The organism is Paraburkholderia sp. GAS82, from assembly GCF_050436285.1.
GTDB classification, from domain to species: domain Bacteria; phylum Pseudomonadota; class Gammaproteobacteria; order Burkholderiales; family Burkholderiaceae; genus Paraburkholderia; species Paraburkholderia phenazinium_B.
In genome coordinates, this window is the sequence record NZ_JBNDLX010000004.1 from 352,590 (window position 1) to 370,242 (window position 17,653).

A 17,653-nucleotide genomic window follows, 5' to 3' on the forward strand; every position below is an offset into this window, starting at 1 on the left:
GAGGGTCGAGAAAAGGTGCGGCGGCGCTGGCGGCCTTCAGAGTCCGCGCGACGCTCTGTTCTGGTTCGAGATCGGGTTGACGACGACCTGGTCTAGTGTACGCACATCCGCAGCGGGATGGGGCCGCTGCGCCGCAGCGATACCGGCGGCGCAGACGGCATTGTCATCTTGAGCGGATTGTCCTCAGTCGAACACGTCCGGCTCATTGGCGACCACACCCTCCAGCAGGCTCTGGAACGCAAACAATGCGCCACCCGCTCGCCCCACCTGTTCGTGCGTCAATGTGGCAATGTCGTGTGGGATGGGTTGCGGCTTGCCGGCCGCCTCGGCGAGCAATTGCGCGTGACACGCATTGTCGAGTGCGATGTACCACCACGCCGCTGCCTCGACGGTCGGTCCCGCGGTCAGGATGCCGTGGTTCTTCAGAATTACCGCGCGATTCGTGCCGAGCGCCGTTGCAATGCGCGCCCCTTCTTCCGTATCGAGCACGACCCCACGAAAATCGTCAAACAGGGCGTGGTCCTGGTAGAACGAGCACGAGTCTTGCGTGAGCGGATCGAGCGTGCGTCCGAGCGTCGACCACGCCTTGCCATACAGCGAGTGCGTGTGCGCAGCGGCCACTACATCGGGCCGTGCTTCATGAATCGCAGCATGAATCGCGAAAGCCGCCTGATTGACGGGCCCCTCGCCCACCACGATCTCGCCTTGCGAATTCACCAGCAGCAGGTCGGAAACGCGAATCCGGCTGAAATGCTTGCCGAACGGATTGACCCAGAAGTGATCGGGCCATTCCGGATCGCGCGCCGTGATGTGACCCGCAAGGCCTTGATCGAAACCGTAGCGCGCGAAAATGCGAAATGCGACGGCGAGCCGCTCTTGCCGATAGCGGCGCTCCTCAGCGACGCTCGCGCGCGGCGGCACTTCATCGAACCAGAATTTGCGCAGCGGCGCATGACGTTGCAACGTCGACGTTTCTGTAGCGGGAACAGCAGGCAGAGATAGATCGGTCATTGTTCCTCCGTTCAGGCTGCCACGCGTTCGCTGCGAGCAATGCGCTCGCGCGTGGCGGGAATCAGCGCGCGGCCATAGTCGATCGCATCTTCAAGCGGGTCGAAGCCGCGGATCAGGAAGGTGGTCACACCCAACGCATAGTACTCCGCGAACGTGTCGGCCACCTGCTCCGGTGTGCCGACCAGAGCCGTCGAATTCGAACGGCCGCCGATTTCCTTGGCGATCGCGGTCCACAAGCGCTCGTCGACTCGATCCGCCTCGCCTGAAGCCGCCAGCAAGCGGCGGGCACCTTCGCTCTGCGCGGGGCCGCCTACGCCCAGGCCCTGGGCGGCACGCAACCGCTTGGTCTCTTCGAGAATATGCTCAGCGCGTTCCCATGCCGCGGCTTCGGTATCCGCGAGAATCGGCCGGAACGACACCGAGAAGCGCACCGTGCGGCCATGCTTCGCGGCTTCCGCGCGCACCCGCGTGACCTGCTCGCGCACCTGCGCCTTCGATTCGCCCCACAGCGCGTAGACGTCGGCATGCCGGCCGGCGATTTCAAGCGCGGGTGCCGAGGCCCCGCCGAAATACACCGGAATATGCGGTTGCTGCACCGGCTTCACTTCGGAGAAACCGCGCTCGAAGCGGTAGTACTTGCCCTCGTGATCGAACGGCGTATCCGAGGTCCAGATGCGGCGCAGGATCGACACGTACTCGTCGGTGCGTGCGTAGCGCTCGTCGTGCGACAGGTAATCGCCGTCGCGGCGTTGCTCGGCGTCGTCGCCGCCGGAGATGATGTGCACGGCAAGGCGGCCGCCCGAGTAATGATCGAGCGTCGCGAGCTGACGCGCGGCTAGCGTCGGCGCCACAAAACCGGGCCGGTGAGCGAGCATGAAATGCACGCGACTTGTCACGCTCGCGGCCTGCGCGACGGTCAGCAGCGCGTCGGGGCTGGTCGAGTGATGCGGAACGAGGATGCGGTCGAAGCCGGCGTTCTCGTGGGCCCGTGCGAACTGCTCCACGTAAGCGGTATCTATTGACGGGCCTTGCGGCGCGTGCGTTTCCGAGACCTTGCGAGTCTGGATCATGCCGATGAATTCGACTGCCACGATGCGTCTCCCCGATGATCGACAGAACGCCGGACGCGCTGAACGCGGGCCGGCGGCAACACCCCGGACGGGATGTCAGGCAAGCCTCAAAGGTAGCACCGCAACATGCGTTCGTTAAATATTGATAGCCGATAAAGATATCGCAATTGCATGTTTGTGACGGCTCGAAGCGGTTGCTAACCTCGCTCCGCGACAGCATGTTCCGGCCGTTCCGCGAACTGTGCCGGCCAATTCATGCTTGCCGCTTTTTCCGCGGCTTCCTTCCGCTTCCTGTTTGCGTTTTCCTCTTCGTGGAACTACACCGATGACCGCTTTTCGCTCCGACCGCCGCCGGATTCTGCACACCCTTGCCGCCTGTGGTCTCGCTCCCGCTGCGGCGTGGCTCGCTGCGACGGATGCGCTGGCTGCAGAGCCCACCCTGGTATTTGGCGATCAGGCCGGCGGACTGCGCGCGCTAGCCGAAGCGGCCCACGTGCTGGACGGCACGCCCTATGCGTTTCGCTGGGCCAACTTCCAGGGCGCTGCGCCGCTCTTCGAGGCTCAGCGCGCGAACGCGGTCGATCTCGCGCCCGCGGGCGATCTGCCCGTGCTCGCGGCGGCAATCGGCGATCCGTCGCTGAAGATTGTCGCGACCCGCGTCGGAACGCCGACCTCGCTCGGGATCGTCGTCCAGGCCGATTCACCGCTACGGCATGTAGCCGATCTGAAAGGCAAGACTGTGGTGGTGTCGTCGGCGCGCGGCAGCATTTCGCAATACCAGTTGTATGGCGCGCTGGCCGAAGCCGGACTCGCGCGTGACGACGTGAACGTGCGCTTCGTGCTGCCCGTCGACGCCTTTGCGGCGTTCGAGGCGCGCCAGCTTGAAGTATGGGCGACCTTCGATCCGTATTTCGGCACCGCTGTGCAGCGCGGAGGCCGCGTATTACGCGACGGCTCCGGCATCAACACCGGACTTGCCTTCATCACCGCTTCGGGCGCGGCGGCCGCGGACCAGGCGAAGCGCCCGGCGTTGAGCGATGCGCTGCAACGCTTTCAGCGCGCCGGCGCGTGGGCTGTCGGACATCCTGAAGCGTACGCGCAGGTGTATGCGACGGTAACGCGCCTCCCTATCGAGACGGCGAGAGTCATCACCGCTCGCGCCACCTTGCAGCAACGGCCCGTCAGCGACGCGGACATCGCAGCGCTGCAAAAGGTCGCCGACCGCGCGTTCGAGCAACAGATCCTGCCGACGAAGGTGGATGTGCGAGCGATTACGGCGCAAGGCCTCGGTTAGAGATTTTTGAGCATGTTCGTGCTGCGGTCTCGCTGGGCCCTGTCTGATTGCGCCAATGGGCTCGGGTCGGGCGTATCTTGTCAACCGGGCAACTTGAACGACGCAGCGGATTTCGCCAGCGCTTGCGCCTGATCCTGCAGCGAACGGGCCGCGGCGGAAGATTCCTCGACGAGCGCGGCATTCTGCTGGGTCGCATGATCCATCGCGTTGACCGCTGTGCTGACCTGACTCAAACCGTGGCTCTGCTCCTGCGACGCCGCCAGAATTTCCGCCATGATCGCATGCACGCGGGCCACGGCTCCGATGATTTCGTTCATGGTGTCACCAGCTTCGTTCACCAGAGTCGAGCCGGCATCGATGCGTGCTGTCGAATTGGTAAGGAGTCCCTTGATCTCCTTGGCTGCAGCTGACGAGCGTTGAGCCAGCGTACGCACTTCGCTGGCCACGACGGCGAAGCCACGCCCCTGCTCGCCGGCGCGTGCGGCTTCGACCGCCGCGTTCAGCGCGAGAATATTGGTCTGAAAAGCGATGCTCTCGATCATGGTTGTAATTTCGGAGATCGCGGACGAGCTTTGGCTGATCTCCTGCATCGTGCTTACCGCTCTGGACATGACCTGATGCCCCTTTCGCGCAACCTCGGAAGCCGACGCGGACAGATCGGTCGCACGTTGCGCATTTTCGGCGTTCAGGCTCACCGTGCTGGACAATTGCTCGGTACTCGATGCGGTTTCCTGGAGCGATGCCGCCTGCGCCTCGGTCCGTGCCGACAGATCGGCGTTTCCGGCAGCAATTTCTCGCGTCGCAGTGGCGATCGCGTTACTTCCTTCGCGCAGCGACTTCACCACGTCGGTCAGACCTTGCTGCATATTCACGAGGCACTGGAGCATGTTCCCCATCTCGTCTCTGGAGCGCACCTCGATGTCGTGGCTAAGATCGCCTTGAGCGATCCGCTCAAAATGCACGACCGCTTCGTTCACTGGCCCGAGAATGGCACGGCGCAACATGTACCAGTTGCCGAAGGCAGCCAGCACGCCAACCAGGATTGCCACGATGCTGCCGATACGAAACAGCATGTACGTATGCCCCGCCCTTTCGTATTCGCTCCTGGCCTGGTTGAACTGATAGGCCTTCAATGCAGTGGCCGCAAGTTGCATGCGCGTGTAGATCGTCCCGACATTGATCATTACCTTGGGGATCGCTTCGCGGTCGCTCCGCATGGCGGCGTCCTGGAGTTTGTCCAGTTCGCGCTCGGTCGCCGCGCGCTCGCTTGCGACCTGCATGGCGAGACGGTCCTCGCCGGCATCGCGCGGCAATGCGATGTACTGGTTCCAGGCCTGATCGGCGGCGTGCCGGACGTCCTTTAACGTGACGTACATCTGCCTGGCGTCATCCGAGCCGGGATTCACCGCGGCACGATCCAGCGTGGTGCGTTGCCTGCCGACCATGATCGTCATCTCGCCAATGGCGATCGATTTCGGCAGTTGCTCCAAATACATTGTGCGATTCGCGCCGTTACTTTCACTCATTCCGGCGAGGCCGGCCAAACCGATGGCAATCAGCAGAAGACCAAGAAACGCCATCGAAAGACCGAGACGGCTGTTTATGGACAAGCGGGAAGACGGCATTTCGACTTCCTTACGATAAACGGGCGCCCGAAGGCGCCCAATCAAAGAGGGGGCTAGAGCGCCTCAGGCGCACATTCAATAACGGCAGGCACGGCGGCATCTTTAGCCGACGCGACTCCGTGCAATATTTTGTGAGCATCTGCCGCGGCGAAGGTGCCATAAGACGATGCTATTTCTCCAGAGGAAATCGGTCTTTGCGTGACGGATTCTGCCCGCTTAAGCTTTGTTCATACTAAAACCCTTCAGGAGTCTGGAGTGAGTTCATCGCGAATCGCGGCTCGTGTACAGCGCATCAAGCCCTCCCCAAGCAGCGCCGCTGCAGATCGCGCCGCTGAGTTGCGCAGGCAGGGTAAGACCATCATCAACCTGGTGGTCGGCGAGCCCGATTTCGATACTCCGGAACACATTCGGCGCGCCGCCTACGAGGCCATGGAGCGCGGCGAAACGCGTTACACGCAAACCGCAGGCACACTGGCACTGCGTACGGCGATTGCTTCTAAACTTCAGCGCGAAAACCGGCTTGCCTACGATCCTCGTCAGATCATCGTGACCTGCGGGGCCAAACACGCGATCTTCAATGCTCTGGCCGTCACCGTCGAAGCCGGTGACGAGGTGCTGATACCCGCCCCCTACTGGGTGTCGTACCCGGACATGACGCTGGCTTGCGACGGAATCCCGGTGGCGCTTGCCTGCTCCGAGTCCGATGGCTTCAAACTTACGGCCGCCACACTCGAAGCGGCGATCACATCGCGTTCGCGCTGGCTCATCCTCAACTCACCGAACAATCCCACCGGCGCCACTTACAGTACGGCGGAATTGCGGGCGCTTGCCGACGTGTTGTTACGCCATCCGTCCGTGATGGTGCTGATGGACGATATTTACGAGCATATTCGCTTCGACGATGCCGATAACGTTCATCTGCTGAACATCGAACCCAAACTCCGCTCACGCACGCTGGTAGTCAACGGCGTCTCAAAGACCTACGCGATGACCGGCTGGCGAATCGGTTATGCGGCAGGCCCGTTGGACATCATCGAAGCAATGGACACGTTGCAGTCGCAATCGACCAGCAATGCCAGTTCGGTCAGTCAGGCCGCTGCGCTGGCCGCGCTCACCGGCGACCAGACGTTCGTGACGGATTCAGGGCGTGTTTATCGCGAGCGACGCGAGTATGCAGTCAAAGCGCTCAACGCCATTCCCGGTATCAGTTGCCTTGCGCCAGACGGTTCGTTTTGTCTGTACGTCAACTGCAGTGGCCTGATCGGCCGTACCACACCGCGGGGAAGAGTTCTCAACGAAGATACGGAGGTTGTGCTGTATCTGCTTGAAGACGCGGGCGTGGCTGTCGTCTCCGGGTCCGCCTACGGTTTATCGCCATACTTCCGGATGTCGATCGCAGCCAACATTGAAATCATCGCTGAGGGCTGCCGCAAGATCGCCGAGGTCGTCGCCGCGCTGGCATGACGTCAGTGAACCTCAGGAACACCAACGAAAGCCGCGCCGCAAACGAAATAAACCGGCAACCCAGACGACCTTCAAACCCTGCCCTTGATAACGGAAGAAGGCCCGCCCAAACGGCGGAGAACCTCACCCCCCTGCCATGAGAGAAGCGCAGCACACCCAAACAAAACCTCGCGCATGCGCTTAACGAGAGCTAAAGAAAGCGCAACGTCCCGATCGACCCCAAACAATTGCGCAAGCAGCACAACCGCCGCGTCCTGCACCCCCACCCCAGCGGGAACAAAAAACGCGGCATGCCTGACAGCCTGAGTGAGGCCTTCAATAGCCAAAGCCCCGCTCAAAGAAACAGGATGCCCCAGTAACGCCAAAGCCCAATAAGTCTCAAGCGCGCCAAGCAGATACCCACTCAGTTGCCAGAGAAACGCCCTCAGTAAAAGCCCGCTGCGAGACAAAAGCGCATCGATATCGGCGTCAAGCTGCCGCCCATCGACCGCCGAGAGGAGGGAATCCGTGGAGCGCAACAACCTCCCAGCCCACCGCTCGATGGCATAAAAAACCCCGCCCCGCCTAATGAGGACCACAGCGATAACAGGCAAAGGCAACGACAAAAGCAAAGCCATTCCAATCGTGCGCACGACCCCAGCCTGATGCGTAGCCGCCACGATCAACACCAGCCCGAGCGCCGAATAAACATACTGGACGGCCATGGTCACCATGACCTCGACGACAACTGAGGCACTGACTCCGCTCAGATCGTTCACACGCCAGGCGGCAAGCCGAATCCCGACAATCTCCCCGCCAATCCCCGCTGCGGGCAGCAAGCGGCTCACGGCTTCACGAACCGTCGCCACCCACCAAAGAAATATCAGCGATGCCCGCTTACCCAGCAACAGGTGCCACGCATACGCATCGAGCAACAACGGAAGTGCATGAAACGGCACAAGCCACAGCAACGCAAACCCGGCTTGCCCAATGATCTGAATCAGACCGCCGACACCCTCGTGCAGCACGAGCCCAATCAGGATCGCGATCCCGATCGGCAAACCGGCCCATTGCAGGCGCTTCATGACGCTTGCGCACCGCGGCGATGCCACTCGCCGAACACGTCGGCAAAGCCGCCGCGCGTCGCCCCGGCCGCCTCGATAGCCGCCGCCACGCGCGGCGACAGCAACGCGGCCAGTTCGTCCGCATGCCGATAGTCGCGCATGCCGGCGCTCAACGCGCCCTCACCCGCCGTGGCCGGATGGCAATAGATCTCGCCCACGCCGTCCGGCAAGCGCGCCAACGCATCGAGCAGGACACCCTCGGTCATCTGCCCCGTCCTGGAGATGCCGACCACATAGTCGTTGTGCGCAATACCGGCATGATCGAGGCGGTCCCGCACCAGGCCAATCCACGGTTTAAGCCACAGCGGTTCGTTGGATTCGTATGGCAGACGCACCGCACGCATGCCGTAGTCGGGGCCAATTTCGAGGATCAGCCCGAGCACCGTCGGATGCAGATGGAAGTGCTTATGGGTATTGACGTGATCGAGCGGCAGCCCGGTCTTCGCGAATGCTTCGAACTGCGCACGGATTTCCAGTGCGAGTTGCTTGCGCACGGACGGTAGACAGAAAAATCGAAAGCCGTCGCGCACCATATCGTCGCCGAAACGGCCCTCCGGACCGACCAGCGCCGGAATCGCCTCGCGCGGCAGGAGCGCCGCGCCATCGGCCAGCACCAGATGCAGGCCGACCCGCAATTCCGGCAGCCGCCGCACGCGCGCGAGCGCATCGCGCGCGGCCGGCGCGGCGACCATCAGGCTCGCTGCCGTCAGCACACCGTACAGATGCGCACGCTCGACTGCCTCGTTGACCCGTTCATGCAAACCGAAATCGTCCGCCGTGAAGATCAGCGTGCGCTGCGAAAGCCGAGCCTCGTACGCCATCACGCTTCGTGAGCGCGCAGGAAGCGGAAAAACTCCACGCCTTCGCGCAGACGCCGCTTCATCATGTCCCAGCTCAGCAACATCTCGCGCACAATCTCCCAGATCTTCGAGGGCCGGAAATAGAAGCGCTTGTAGAAGCTCTCGACGTGGTGATAGATCTCTTCGCGCGACAGATGCGGATAGCCGATCGCCGCGAGCTGCACCCCTTCCTTGCTCACCAGGTTGATCACCTTGTTCTCCTGCAGCCAGCCGTTTTCTACGGCCTGGTTGTAGAGCGTCGTGCCCGGATAAGGTGCCGCGAGCGACACCTGGATCGTGTGCGGGTTGACTTCCTTTGCGTACTCGATCGTCTTTTCGATCGTCTCCTGCGTCTCGCCCGGCAGCCCCAGGATGAAGGTGCCGTGAATCTTGATGTCCAGCTTGCGGCAGTCTTCGCTGAAGCGTCGTGCGATATCCGTACGCAGGCCCTTCTTGATGTTCAGCAGGATCTGGTCGTCGCCCGATTCATAGCCCACCAGCAGCAGACGCAGGCCGTTTTCCTTCATGATCTTCAGCGTCGCATACGGCACGTTCGCTTTCGCGTTGCAGGACCATGTCACGCCGAGCTTGCCCAGCCCGCGTGCGATCTCTTCGACGCGTGGCTTGAAGTCGGTGAAGGTGTCGTCGTCGAACATGATCTCCTTGACTTCAGGCATGTTGTCGCGGATCCACTTCACTTCTTCCAGTACGTTCTCTACCGAGCGCGTGCGGTAGCGGTGACCGCCCACCGTCTGCGGCCACAGGCAGAACGTGCATTTCGAGCGGCAGCCGCGGCCCGTGTAGATCGACACGTACGGATGCTTCAGATAGCCGATGAAGTAGTTATCAATCTTCAGGTCACGCTTGTAGACGGGCGCCACGAACGGCAGCTCATCCATGTTCTCGAGGATCGGGCGCGCCTCGTTGTGCTCGATCGAACCGTCCGCAGCGCGATAGCTCAAGCCCTGGATCTGCGCGAGCGGTTTGCCCGCCGCCACTTCCTGGCAGGTGAAATCGAATTCTTCACGGCAGACGAAATCGATCGCTTCGCTTGCGGTCAGCGAGTTGTGCGGATCGACGGCGACCTTTGCGCCCACCATGCCGATCATCACCGACGGTTTGCGCTTCTTCAGATCCTGCGCAAACATCGCATCCGTTGGAAACGACGGCGTACTCGTATGAATGATGACGAGCTCATACTGCTGCGCGATATCGAGCGAAGCCTCCACCGAGAGACCATCCGCCGGCGCGTCGAGCACGCGGCTATCCGGCACCAGCGCCGCAGGCTGCGCGAGCCATGTCGGATACCAGAACGAACGGATCTCACGCTTCGCCTGATAGCGCGACCCCGCGCCGCCATCGAAACCGTCATACGACGGGGCCTGCAAAAACAGCGTTTTCATATGTGCTCCGCTATCTGCCTTGATTCTGATTTCTGAAAAGTCGTTAAAACCGATGATACTGTTCTACCGCCGCAGCGCCACAATACCCCGGCGTGACGCCGCACCAGGTGCCCAATCCGCAGACGTTTTCATCCACGATCGGAGAGTTCCACAATCGAAGCACGCGTCTGCGCCACGCGATTGACGACCGACATCCGCGCGCCGCGCCAGACGACATGCGAGCCGAACACCGCGCCGAGCCATTGCAAGGCGAGCAGCGTGTCGCGCAGCGGCACGAGCGGCAGATCGCGCCAGAAGGTGCGCGAAATGCGGGCGCTGCGCGCATGCAACAGCACGCGCGCGAACAGGCCGGTTGCCGCACTGATCGACAGCGTCAGCGCCATCAATGGATGAGCGCCCGCTCCGCCGGTGGTTCCATCGATCAGTCCATTACCCAGCCCGACCGCCAGCAGCGCGCTGACCAGCAGCCACGGCGTCGTAAACGTAATGATCAGCGAGGCGAACCCCGAGCGATTCACCGAGCGGATCGTACGCAACCAGCGCAATTCGCGCAGCCACAAGGTGGTGAAAGTGGGCTCGATCACGTCAGTGGCGACCATCACCGACGAAAGCACCGTATTCAACCCAAGCGCGCGTGCATGTTCGGCGAGCCAGTAGTCGTCGGCCAGGCAATCCTTGAGGGTCTCGAAGCCGCCGATGTTCTCGAGCGTCGTGCGTCGCAACGCCAGCGTCGCACCGAAGCCGAAACGGCGCGAGCCACCCGCATGCGCGACGCGCACCGACGGCGCAAACCATTCGTTGATGAACAGCGCCCCCACCCTCGGCCAGAAGCCACCCACGCTCTGCGCCCGGTACAGGCAGGTGACGACGCCCGTGTCGGGGTCGGCGAGCGGCGCGGTGACGGTGTCGAGGTAGTCCGGTTCAACGGCGATGTCGCTATCGGCAAGCACAATGATGTCATGGCGCGCACGCTGCGCCATGTTGATGAGGTTGCTGACCTTCAGGTTGCTGCCGTGCACGCGCGAATCGATCACGAGTTCGATGTCGCAATGCGGATACGCCGCCTGCAGCCGCCGCACTACGCCGATGGCCGGGTCGACCGGCGACGAAACCCCGCACAGTAACTGAAAGCAGGGATGCGCCTGCTCGCAAAACGTCACCAGGTTTTCGTACAGACGCGGCTCGGTCCCGCACAGCGGTTTGAGCACGCTGACGGAACTCCAGCCCACATGACGCACAGCAGCACGCTTGCTAAAAAACGGCATCGCGACAGCGGCAACACCGGCATACACCGTGGCGGCACAGCACGTCAGAACCAGCAGCCACTCCAGACCAGATAGCGAATGCACCGTCATTGGCCACCTCTCCCGCTGCCGGTAGCACGCAACCCGGCGATAGCAGGACAAATCGACAAAAGATGCATGGATACGCTCGCTCGCAAGATCGGAACTCCTTCTGCCTGCGTCGGAACAATTGGCATCGGAATGAGCCGCATTGTCGAAGCAACGTGTGCGAATGCTTTACTGTAATTTCCCGTAATACTTGATCGGCTTTATGACAGATAATCGAAAGCGAATAGACAGAGATCTATCGGTCAATAATGACCGACCGCTCTGGTTGCGCTTCTGTCAGCGACCGCAGAGATCAAACCTACGGGCGTACAAAACCATGACCAGCAAGGCTGACAGCCCGGTGTCCGGCCTTTGAAAGGCAATCGCCTGCACGTTCATGGTCGGAAAAATTGTAGCAGTCCCCGTGAAAACTTGCTTCATTACCGCCGTTCGCTCTAAACCGCCTTTTACTGGGCTAGCAGGGATATTTTACAGTTTTATAAAGCTGTGTTATTTGACTGACAATAATCGCGGCATTCTGGGGATACGCGCGGTACTTTCAGATAATGATCTGCTCAATGAGGCGAATTGCACCGGCTTGCCTCAAGCGACTGGTCTGAACAAATCGCGCGCGGCGCATGCGACCGACGGCAGGCCAGGGTCCGATGACCCGGCCGGTCCGCTGCGTCCGGAGGTACTTTGCGTAGCCGACCTACGCGTGACGCAACGAACCGGCTGGCATCACGATCGCCGCCTGCCGCAGCGCAGCACGGATGCGTGGTCCAGCGCACCGACGGTGCGCCGTGCATCTGCTGCGCAGCAGCCATCTCACGCTAGCCCCAGCCGGACCTGCGATCTGTGCGACGTCACACGCAGACACCGCACGATTCGCCGCAACGACACCCTCACCCTGTCGGCGGTGTGGACTTGTTCACCGCGTCAGCGGGAATCGAAGCGCTTTGGCACAATCGATCTTTGCCTTTGCTGTCGACGGACTTACAGGCGTGCGAGCACATCGCTCCGCGCGACCCGCGCGACGCACGGCTTCGGACGAACTTGCCATGATCCCTTTCTCGGTCCTCGACCTCTCTCCTATCACCGCCGGCGCGAGCGCGGCGCAGGCCTTCGCCAACACGCTCGATCTCGCCCAGCACGCGGAACAATGGGGATACCGGCGCTTCTGGCTCGCCGAGCATCACAATATGACCGGCATCGCCAGCGCCGCGACGTCGGTAGTGATCGGCCATGTGGCCGGTGGGACCAAAACAATACGCGTCGGCTCGGGTGGCGTGATGCTGCCCAACCATGCGCCGCTGGTGATCGCCGAACAGTTCGGCACGCTCGCATCGCTCTACCCGGGGCGGATCGATCTGGGTCTGGGCCGCGCGCCCGGCACCGATCAGACCACCTCGCGCGCCTTGCGTCGCGAGTTGCACGGTAGCGCCGACACGTTCCCGGACGATGTGGTCGAACTGCAGCGCTACTTCGCGGATCCGGTGCCCGGTCAGCGCGTGCGAGCAGTACCAGGCGCGGGGCTGTATGTGCCGCTGTGGCTGCTCGGCTCGTCGCTCTTTAGCGCGCAACTGGCCGCGGCGCTCGGTCTGCCGTTTGCGTTCGCGTCGCACTTCGCGCCGGACCATATGCTGACCGCGCTGCGCTTGTATCGCGCGCAGTTCCGTCCCTCGGCGGCGCTCGACAAGCCCTATTCGATGGTTGGCGTGAACCTGTTCGCGGCCGACACCGACGAAGCGGCCTATCGCCTGTTCACTTCACTGCAGCAGCAGTTTGTCAATCTGCGCCGCGGCACGCCTGGGCAGTTGCAACCGCCGGTGGACCGGATCGAAGCGGCGGAGATGGAATTGAACAGTGTCGCGCAATCGCTCGCATGCTCGGTGATCGGCGATCCGGATACCGTTCGCGAAGGCCTGCTGTCGATCATCGAGCAGACCGGCGCGGATGAGTTGATCCTGACCGCGCAGATTTACGATCACGCCGCGCGCTTGCACTCGTTCGAGATCGCCGCGCAGGTGCGCGATGAGATTGCCGGCGGTCAGTAAGTAACGAGAGGCCGCGCGGTCGACTCACCCGCTTACTGATTCGCCGGTACCGCCGCCAGCCCGTCAAGCAGCGCCTTATGAAACGCCTGCGGGTCCTGCATCTGCGGCGCGTGCCCCAGGTCCGCGAACTCGACGAGCGTGGCATGCGGAATCGTCCGCGCCGCGAGACGGCCCAGTTCGGGATAGTGACCGATCTGCGCCCGCACCTCCGGCGACGCAGCGTCCTTGCCAATGGCCGTCGTGTCTTTCTGGCCGATCATCAGCAACGTCGGCATCTGCAGTTCGCCCAGTTCATATACCACCGGCTGCGTATAGATCATGTCGTACAGCAGCGCTGAATTCCACGCGACGATCTGCTTGCCCGGCCCGCGGTACATGCCCGCCAGCATCTGCACCCACGGCTCGTAGTCGGCGCGCCAATGGCCCGCGTAATAGGTGGACTGTTCGTAGCGGCGAATGCCGTCGGCCGTCGTCTTCAGCTCACGCTCGTACCATTGATCGACGGAGAGCGAAGGCACCCCTTTCGCTTTCCAATCCTCGAGGCCGATCGGATTGACGAGCACCAGTTGCTGTGTCTCTTGCGGATACATCAGCGCATAGCGGATCGCGAGCATGCCGCCGGTCGAATGGCCGATCATCGTGACGCGGCTCACGCCTAGCGCGTCGAGCAACGCATGCGTATTGCGCGCCAGTTGCTGGAAACTGTACTGATAGTGCTCGGGCTTGCTGGACTTGCAGAAGCCGATCTGGTCCGGCGCAATCACCCGGTAGCCGGCATCGCTCAGACGCTGGATGGTCGGCTCCCAGGTGGCCGCGCAAAAGTTCTTGCCATGGAGCAGCACCGCCGTACGGCCGTTGGGATGCACTGGCTTGATGTCCATATACGCCATATGCAAGGCAACGCCTTGCGAAGTGAAGTCGTATTGCTCGACTGGCGCCGGATAGTCGAAGCCCTGCAGTTCGGGGCCGTAGGCGGGACCGTCGTTGCCCGCGGCAGCGCCTGCTGTGGCCGGCCCGCTGGCGGCGCTATCGCCCTCGGCCCACGCTACGTGGAACGCGGCGCATACCGTCAGCACACAGACGCTGAACAGGGCGAGCATAGAGGTTCGACTAACTTTCATACGCAATGGGTTCCGGCAGAATGGTTGAGCGAAATCAGCTTCGACGAGAACGCCCCCACAGCTCAACCCCTGGCGGCCTGCAATCGAGTTGCCGATTCTACGTTCCTCATCCGAATCCTGCTCCGGCGCCTGCATCGGCCATCCGAAACCCGGCGCCAGCCATATTGCGCCGCACCATTCATACCGCTATGCGCCGTTCCGCACGGACACCGCGAGTCTCGACTGCGATCTTGCGCAGGACACCGATAAGTTTGGCATCCACATAATCCAGACTATTCGCCGGCGGTAGATCAGTGCTAGAAATAGCAAACAATTGTCAATCGGAGGGCGACAGCAGCGCGTATCTGGACCAGAATCAATAGAAAAACAAACCAGCAGATCCAACCGGGGTACAACATCAGCAACCACGTTGCATGGGACAGGTGTCAGCGCAAAAGCGCGATCGCCGCCCGAAACATGGAGACAAAAAATGGAAACTCCGGCAAGCCTCAACGATCTGCAACGCGCCACCCTGGCCATCGTCCTCGCAGGCGGACGCGGCACGCGGCTCGGGCCGCTCACCAACAAACGCGTCAAACCCGCCGTGCACTTCGGCGGCAAGTACCGGATCATCGACTTCGCGCTGTCCAATTGTCTGAATTCGGGCATTCGCCGCATCGCGGTCGTCACGCAGTACAAGGCGCACTCGCTGATCCGGCATGTGCAGCGCGGCTGGGGCTTCCTGCGCGGCGAGTTCAACGAGTTCATCGACCTGTGGCCCGCGCAGCAACGTGTCGAAGGCGGTCACTGGTACCGCGGCACGGCGGACGCCGTGTTCCAGAACCTCGACATCATCCGTTCGATCCGGCCGAAATACGTCGTCGTGCTGGCCGGCGATCACATCTACAAGATGGACTACACGCGCATGATCCGCGACCACGTCGAGAGCGGCGCGGACTGCACGGTGGGCTGTATCGAGGTGCCGCGCATGGACGCGGTGGCCTTCGGCGTGATGCACGTGGATGAGAACCGCCGCGTGACCGGCTTCGTCGAAAAGCCTGCCGATCCTCCCGCGATGCCGGGGCGCCCCGACATGGCGCTGGCCAGCATGGGCATCTACGTGTTCAACGCGGACTACCTGTACACGCTGCTCGACGAGAACATCACCACCGAAGACACCGACCACGACTTCGGCAAGGACATCCTGCCGCGCGTCGTGACGCAAGGGCATGCGATCGCCCATCCATTCAGCATGTCGTGTGTCTCCTCGGATCCGAACGTCGAGCCGTACTGGCGCGATGTCGGCACGGTCGACGCTTACTGGTCCGCCAATCTCGACCTCGCCTCGACGATCCCGACGCTCGACCTGTACGATCCCGACTGGCCCATCTGGACGCAACAGCAGCAGTTGCCGCCGGCCAAGTTCGTGCGCGACATGAATGGCCTGCAGGGCTCGGCCACCAACCTGGTCGTGTGCGGCGGCTGCGTCATCTCCGGTTCGCAGATTTCGCGCTCGGTGCTGTCGTCGAATGTGGTTGTGAATTCTTTCTGTAACATCAATGAGGCAGTCTTGTTGCCGCAGGTCACGATTGGCAACAGTTGCCGGCTGCGCCGGGTGGTGATCGATCGCGGCTGTACGATTCCGGACGGCACGGTGATCGGTGAAGATCCGGTGCAGGACGCCGAGCGCTTCTACCGCACCGAAACCGGTATCGTGCTCGTGACGCCGGATGCGCTACGCGGCCAGAAGCCGGCGCAGTAGGATTGCGCGGAGGGCGACCCAGTCGTCGAACCGCGCAGCCGGGCCGGTAACCTGCAAACCCGAACCAACACGCGCCACAACCGGAAACCTGCCCATGACGATTCGCGCCCTGCACGTCGCAAGCGAGCTGTATCCCCTCCTGAAGACAGGCGGTCTTGCCGATGTGGCGGGCGCCCTTCCCTCGGCGCTGATCGAGCTCGGTGCCGATGCGAGGGTGCTGTTGCCGGGCTTTCCATCGGTGGTGGCGGGCCTCACCGATCTGCGCCCGGTGGCCCAACTGGGCCGCCGGTTCGACTCGCCGAACGTGACGCTGGAACAGGGCACGCTGCCGGCCAACGGCCTCGTGGTCTACGTGATCCGCGCCGACTCACTCTACAACCGTCCGGGCAACCCCTATCTCGACGCGGAACACGTGCCGTACGGCGACAACGCCCAGCGCTTCGCCCTGCTCGGCTGGGTCGCCGCGCAACTGGCGCAGCATCTCGATCCGGAGTGGGCGCCACAGATCGTCCACGCACACGACTGGCATGCGGGCCTCGCCCCCGCTTACCTGCGAGCGGCCGAGCGTCAACACGGCCGGGCTTTCGCACGCAGCGTATTCACGGTGCATAACCTCGCCTATCAGGGCGTGTTTCCGGCTCATCTGTTCGGCCAGCTGGGGTTGCCGGCCGACTTCTTCCATATGCAAGGCATCGAGTTCTACGGGCAGATGTCGTTTCTTAAAGCAGGCCTGTTCTATAGCAACCGCATCACCACCGTGAGCCCCACTTACGCGCGCGAAATCCAGACGCTCGCCCAGGGCGGCGGTCTCGACGGGCTGCTGCGCAACCGTTCGCACGATCTGTCCGGGATCCTCAACGGCGTCGACTACACGGTATGGAACCCGGCGACCGATACCCTGCTCCCCGAGCACTACACCTCGACGTTGCTGTCGGGCAAGCACGCCTGCAAGGCTGCGCTGCAAAAGCGTTTCGGTCTGGCCGGCAAAAGCGATGCGCTGCTGTTCGGCGTGGTGAGCCGTCTCACTGAACAGAAGGGCCTCGATCTGCTGCTCGCCGCGCTGCCGGAGATCGTCAGGCGAGGCGGACAACTGGTCGTATTCGGCACCGGCGATGCCGCACTCGAGAAAGGCCTGCAGCGCGTGGCCCATTCCCATCCGGATTCGGTGGCGGTCGAACTCGGCTTCGACGAGTCGCTCGCGCACGCGATCATCGCCGGCAGCGACGTGGTGGCCGTGCCGTCGCGCTTCGAGCCGTGCGGCCTCACGCAGCTCTATGCGCTCGCTTATGGCTCGCTGCCGCTCGTGCATCGCGTCGGTGGCCTCGCCGACACGGTGGTCGACGCATCGCTGGAAAATCTCGCCGACGATCTCGCCACCGGCTTCGTCTTCGAACGCTTCGAGCCGGACGCGCTCGGCGCCGCGATCCGCCGCGCCTTTGCGCTGCACGCGCGCTCCACGGAGTGGAGGGCGACCCAGCGGCGCGCCATGCGCCAGGACTTCGGTTGGGGCGCTTCGGCGCAACGCTACCTGGCGCTGTACCGCGAACTGGCGGTGCCCTGACCCGCTCCCCGCCCATCCAATGATGGCTTGACG

At 62.6% G+C, this 17,653-nt stretch carries 13 protein-coding genes; 5 read left to right on the forward strand and 8 right to left on the reverse strand.

What is annotated here, in order from left to right:
• Positions 1 to 183: 183 nt before the first annotated feature.
• Both P3T17_RS15030 and P3T17_RS15035 read right to left on the reverse strand, forming a co-directional pair.
• Positions 184 to 1,011 carry a class II aldolase/adducin family protein gene (locus tag P3T17_RS15030; RefSeq protein ID WP_429407557.1) on the reverse strand — a complete coding sequence of 276 codons (828 nt, stop codon included), beginning with the start codon at positions 1,009 to 1,011 and terminating at the stop codon, positions 184 to 186.
• A gap of 11 nt (positions 1,012 to 1,022) precedes the next feature.
• Entirely contained in the window at positions 1,023 to 2,102 is a 1,080-nt protein-coding gene (locus tag P3T17_RS15035) for an LLM class flavin-dependent oxidoreductase (RefSeq protein ID WP_429407559.1), read from the reverse strand.
• Positions 2,103 to 2,406: 304 nt separating this feature from the next.
• Here P3T17_RS15035 and P3T17_RS15040 point away from each other — a divergent pair, with 304 nt between their 5' ends.
• Entirely contained in the window at positions 2,407 to 3,375 is a 969-nt protein-coding gene (locus P3T17_RS15040; RefSeq protein ID WP_429407561.1) for an ABC transporter substrate-binding protein, read from the forward strand.
• An 80-nt stretch (positions 3,376 to 3,455) separates the two neighbouring features.
• Here P3T17_RS15040 and P3T17_RS15045 read toward each other — a convergent pair whose 3' ends face one another.
• The gene (locus P3T17_RS15045) at positions 3,456 to 5,000 is read right to left on the reverse strand and encodes a methyl-accepting chemotaxis protein (protein WP_429407563.1); all 1,545 of its coding nucleotides are present in this window, start codon (positions 4,998 to 5,000) and stop codon (positions 3,456 to 3,458) included.
• Between the two features lie 255 nt (positions 5,001 to 5,255).
• Here P3T17_RS15045 and P3T17_RS15050 point away from each other — a divergent pair, with 255 nt between their 5' ends.
• Positions 5,256 to 6,464 (forward strand): aspartate transaminase, encoded by a 1,209-nt coding sequence (locus P3T17_RS15050; protein WP_429407564.1) that lies wholly within the window; start codon positions 5,256 to 5,258, stop codon positions 6,462 to 6,464.
• Positions 6,465 to 6,535: 71 nt separating this feature from the next.
• On the opposite strand, the gene P3T17_RS15055 is transcribed toward P3T17_RS15050, so the two are convergent.
• The 4 genes from P3T17_RS15055 to hpnI form a co-directional block, all read right to left on the reverse strand.
• Positions 6,536 to 7,528 (reverse strand): lysylphosphatidylglycerol synthase domain-containing protein, encoded by a 993-nt coding sequence (locus P3T17_RS15055; RefSeq protein WP_429407566.1) that lies wholly within the window; start codon positions 7,526 to 7,528, stop codon positions 6,536 to 6,538.
• A complete protein-coding gene (gene hpnK, locus P3T17_RS15060) occupies positions 7,525 to 8,388 on the reverse strand; it encodes a hopanoid biosynthesis-associated protein HpnK (protein WP_074265044.1) in 864 nt (287 codons plus the stop codon). Before hpnK ends, P3T17_RS15055 begins: the two co-directional genes overlap by 4 nt.
• On the reverse strand, positions 8,388 to 9,809 hold the full coding sequence (hpnJ, locus tag P3T17_RS15065) for a hopanoid biosynthesis associated radical SAM protein HpnJ (RefSeq protein ID WP_429407568.1): 1,422 nt from the start codon (positions 9,807 to 9,809) through the stop codon (positions 8,388 to 8,390). Before hpnJ ends, hpnK begins: the two co-directional genes overlap by 1 nt.
• A gap of 128 nt (positions 9,810 to 9,937) precedes the next feature.
• Positions 9,938 to 11,164: a bacteriohopanetetrol glucosamine biosynthesis glycosyltransferase HpnI gene (hpnI, locus tag P3T17_RS15070; protein ID WP_429407569.1), complete on the reverse strand. Its 1,227-nt coding sequence runs from the start codon at positions 11,162 to 11,164 to the stop codon at positions 9,938 to 9,940.
• 1,037 nt (positions 11,165 to 12,201) lie between these two features.
• On the opposite strand from hpnI, the gene P3T17_RS15075 reads away from it, so the two are divergent.
• Positions 12,202 to 13,197, forward strand: coding sequence for an LLM class flavin-dependent oxidoreductase (locus P3T17_RS15075; RefSeq protein ID WP_429407571.1), 996 nt, complete (start codon positions 12,202 to 12,204; stop codon positions 13,195 to 13,197).
• Between the two features lie 32 nt (positions 13,198 to 13,229).
• Here the strand turns inward: P3T17_RS15075 and P3T17_RS15080 are convergent, their stop codons facing one another.
• On the reverse strand, positions 13,230 to 14,318 hold the full coding sequence (locus tag P3T17_RS15080; RefSeq protein ID WP_429407573.1) for an alpha/beta fold hydrolase: 1,089 nt from the start codon (positions 14,316 to 14,318) through the stop codon (positions 13,230 to 13,232).
• A gap of 469 nt (positions 14,319 to 14,787) precedes the next feature.
• On the opposite strand from P3T17_RS15080, the gene glgC reads away from it, so the two are divergent.
• Positions 14,788 to 16,059, forward strand: a complete 1,272-nt coding sequence (gene glgC / locus P3T17_RS15085) for a glucose-1-phosphate adenylyltransferase (RefSeq protein WP_074265048.1) — start codon at positions 14,788 to 14,790, stop codon at positions 16,057 to 16,059.
• Positions 16,060 to 16,153: 94 nt separating this feature from the next.
• Positions 16,154 to 17,620 carry a glycogen synthase GlgA gene (glgA, locus tag P3T17_RS15090; RefSeq protein WP_429407574.1) on the forward strand — a complete coding sequence of 489 codons (1,467 nt, stop codon included), beginning with the start codon at positions 16,154 to 16,156 and terminating at the stop codon, positions 17,618 to 17,620.
• Positions 17,621 to 17,653 lie beyond the last annotated feature (33 nt).

Bases quoted from the DNA above. Each gene is read 5' to 3' on its own strand.
- P3T17_RS15030 (WP_429407557.1), bottom strand. From the start codon at position 1,011: ATGACCGATCTATCTCTGCCTGCTGTTCCCGCTACAGAAACGTCGACG.
- P3T17_RS15040 (WP_429407561.1), top strand. From the start codon at position 2,407: ATGACCGCTTTTCGCTCCGACCGCCGCCGGATTCTGCACACCCTTGCC.
- P3T17_RS15045 (WP_429407563.1), bottom strand. From the start codon at position 5,000: ATGCCGTCTTCCCGCTTGTCCATAAACAGCCGTCTCGGTCTTTCGATG.
- P3T17_RS15055 (WP_429407566.1), bottom strand. From the start codon at position 7,528: ATGAAGCGCCTGCAATGGGCCGGTTTGCCGATCGGGATCGCGATCCTG.
- hpnK (WP_074265044.1), bottom strand. From the start codon at position 8,388: ATGGCGTACGAGGCTCGGCTTTCGCAGCGCACGCTGATCTTCACGGCG.
- hpnJ (WP_429407568.1), bottom strand. From the start codon at position 9,809: ATGAAAACGCTGTTTTTGCAGGCCCCGTCGTATGACGGTTTCGATGGC.
- hpnI (WP_429407569.1), bottom strand. From the start codon at position 11,164: ATGACGGTGCATTCGCTATCTGGTCTGGAGTGGCTGCTGGTTCTGACG.
- P3T17_RS15075 (WP_429407571.1), top strand. From the start codon at position 12,202: ATGATCCCTTTCTCGGTCCTCGACCTCTCTCCTATCACCGCCGGCGCG.
- P3T17_RS15080 (WP_429407573.1), bottom strand. From the start codon at position 14,318: ATGAAAGTTAGTCGAACCTCTATGCTCGCCCTGTTCAGCGTCTGTGTG.
- glgC (WP_074265048.1), top strand. From the start codon at position 14,788: ATGGAAACTCCGGCAAGCCTCAACGATCTGCAACGCGCCACCCTGGCC.
- glgA (WP_429407574.1), top strand. From the start codon at position 16,154: ATGACGATTCGCGCCCTGCACGTCGCAAGCGAGCTGTATCCCCTCCTG.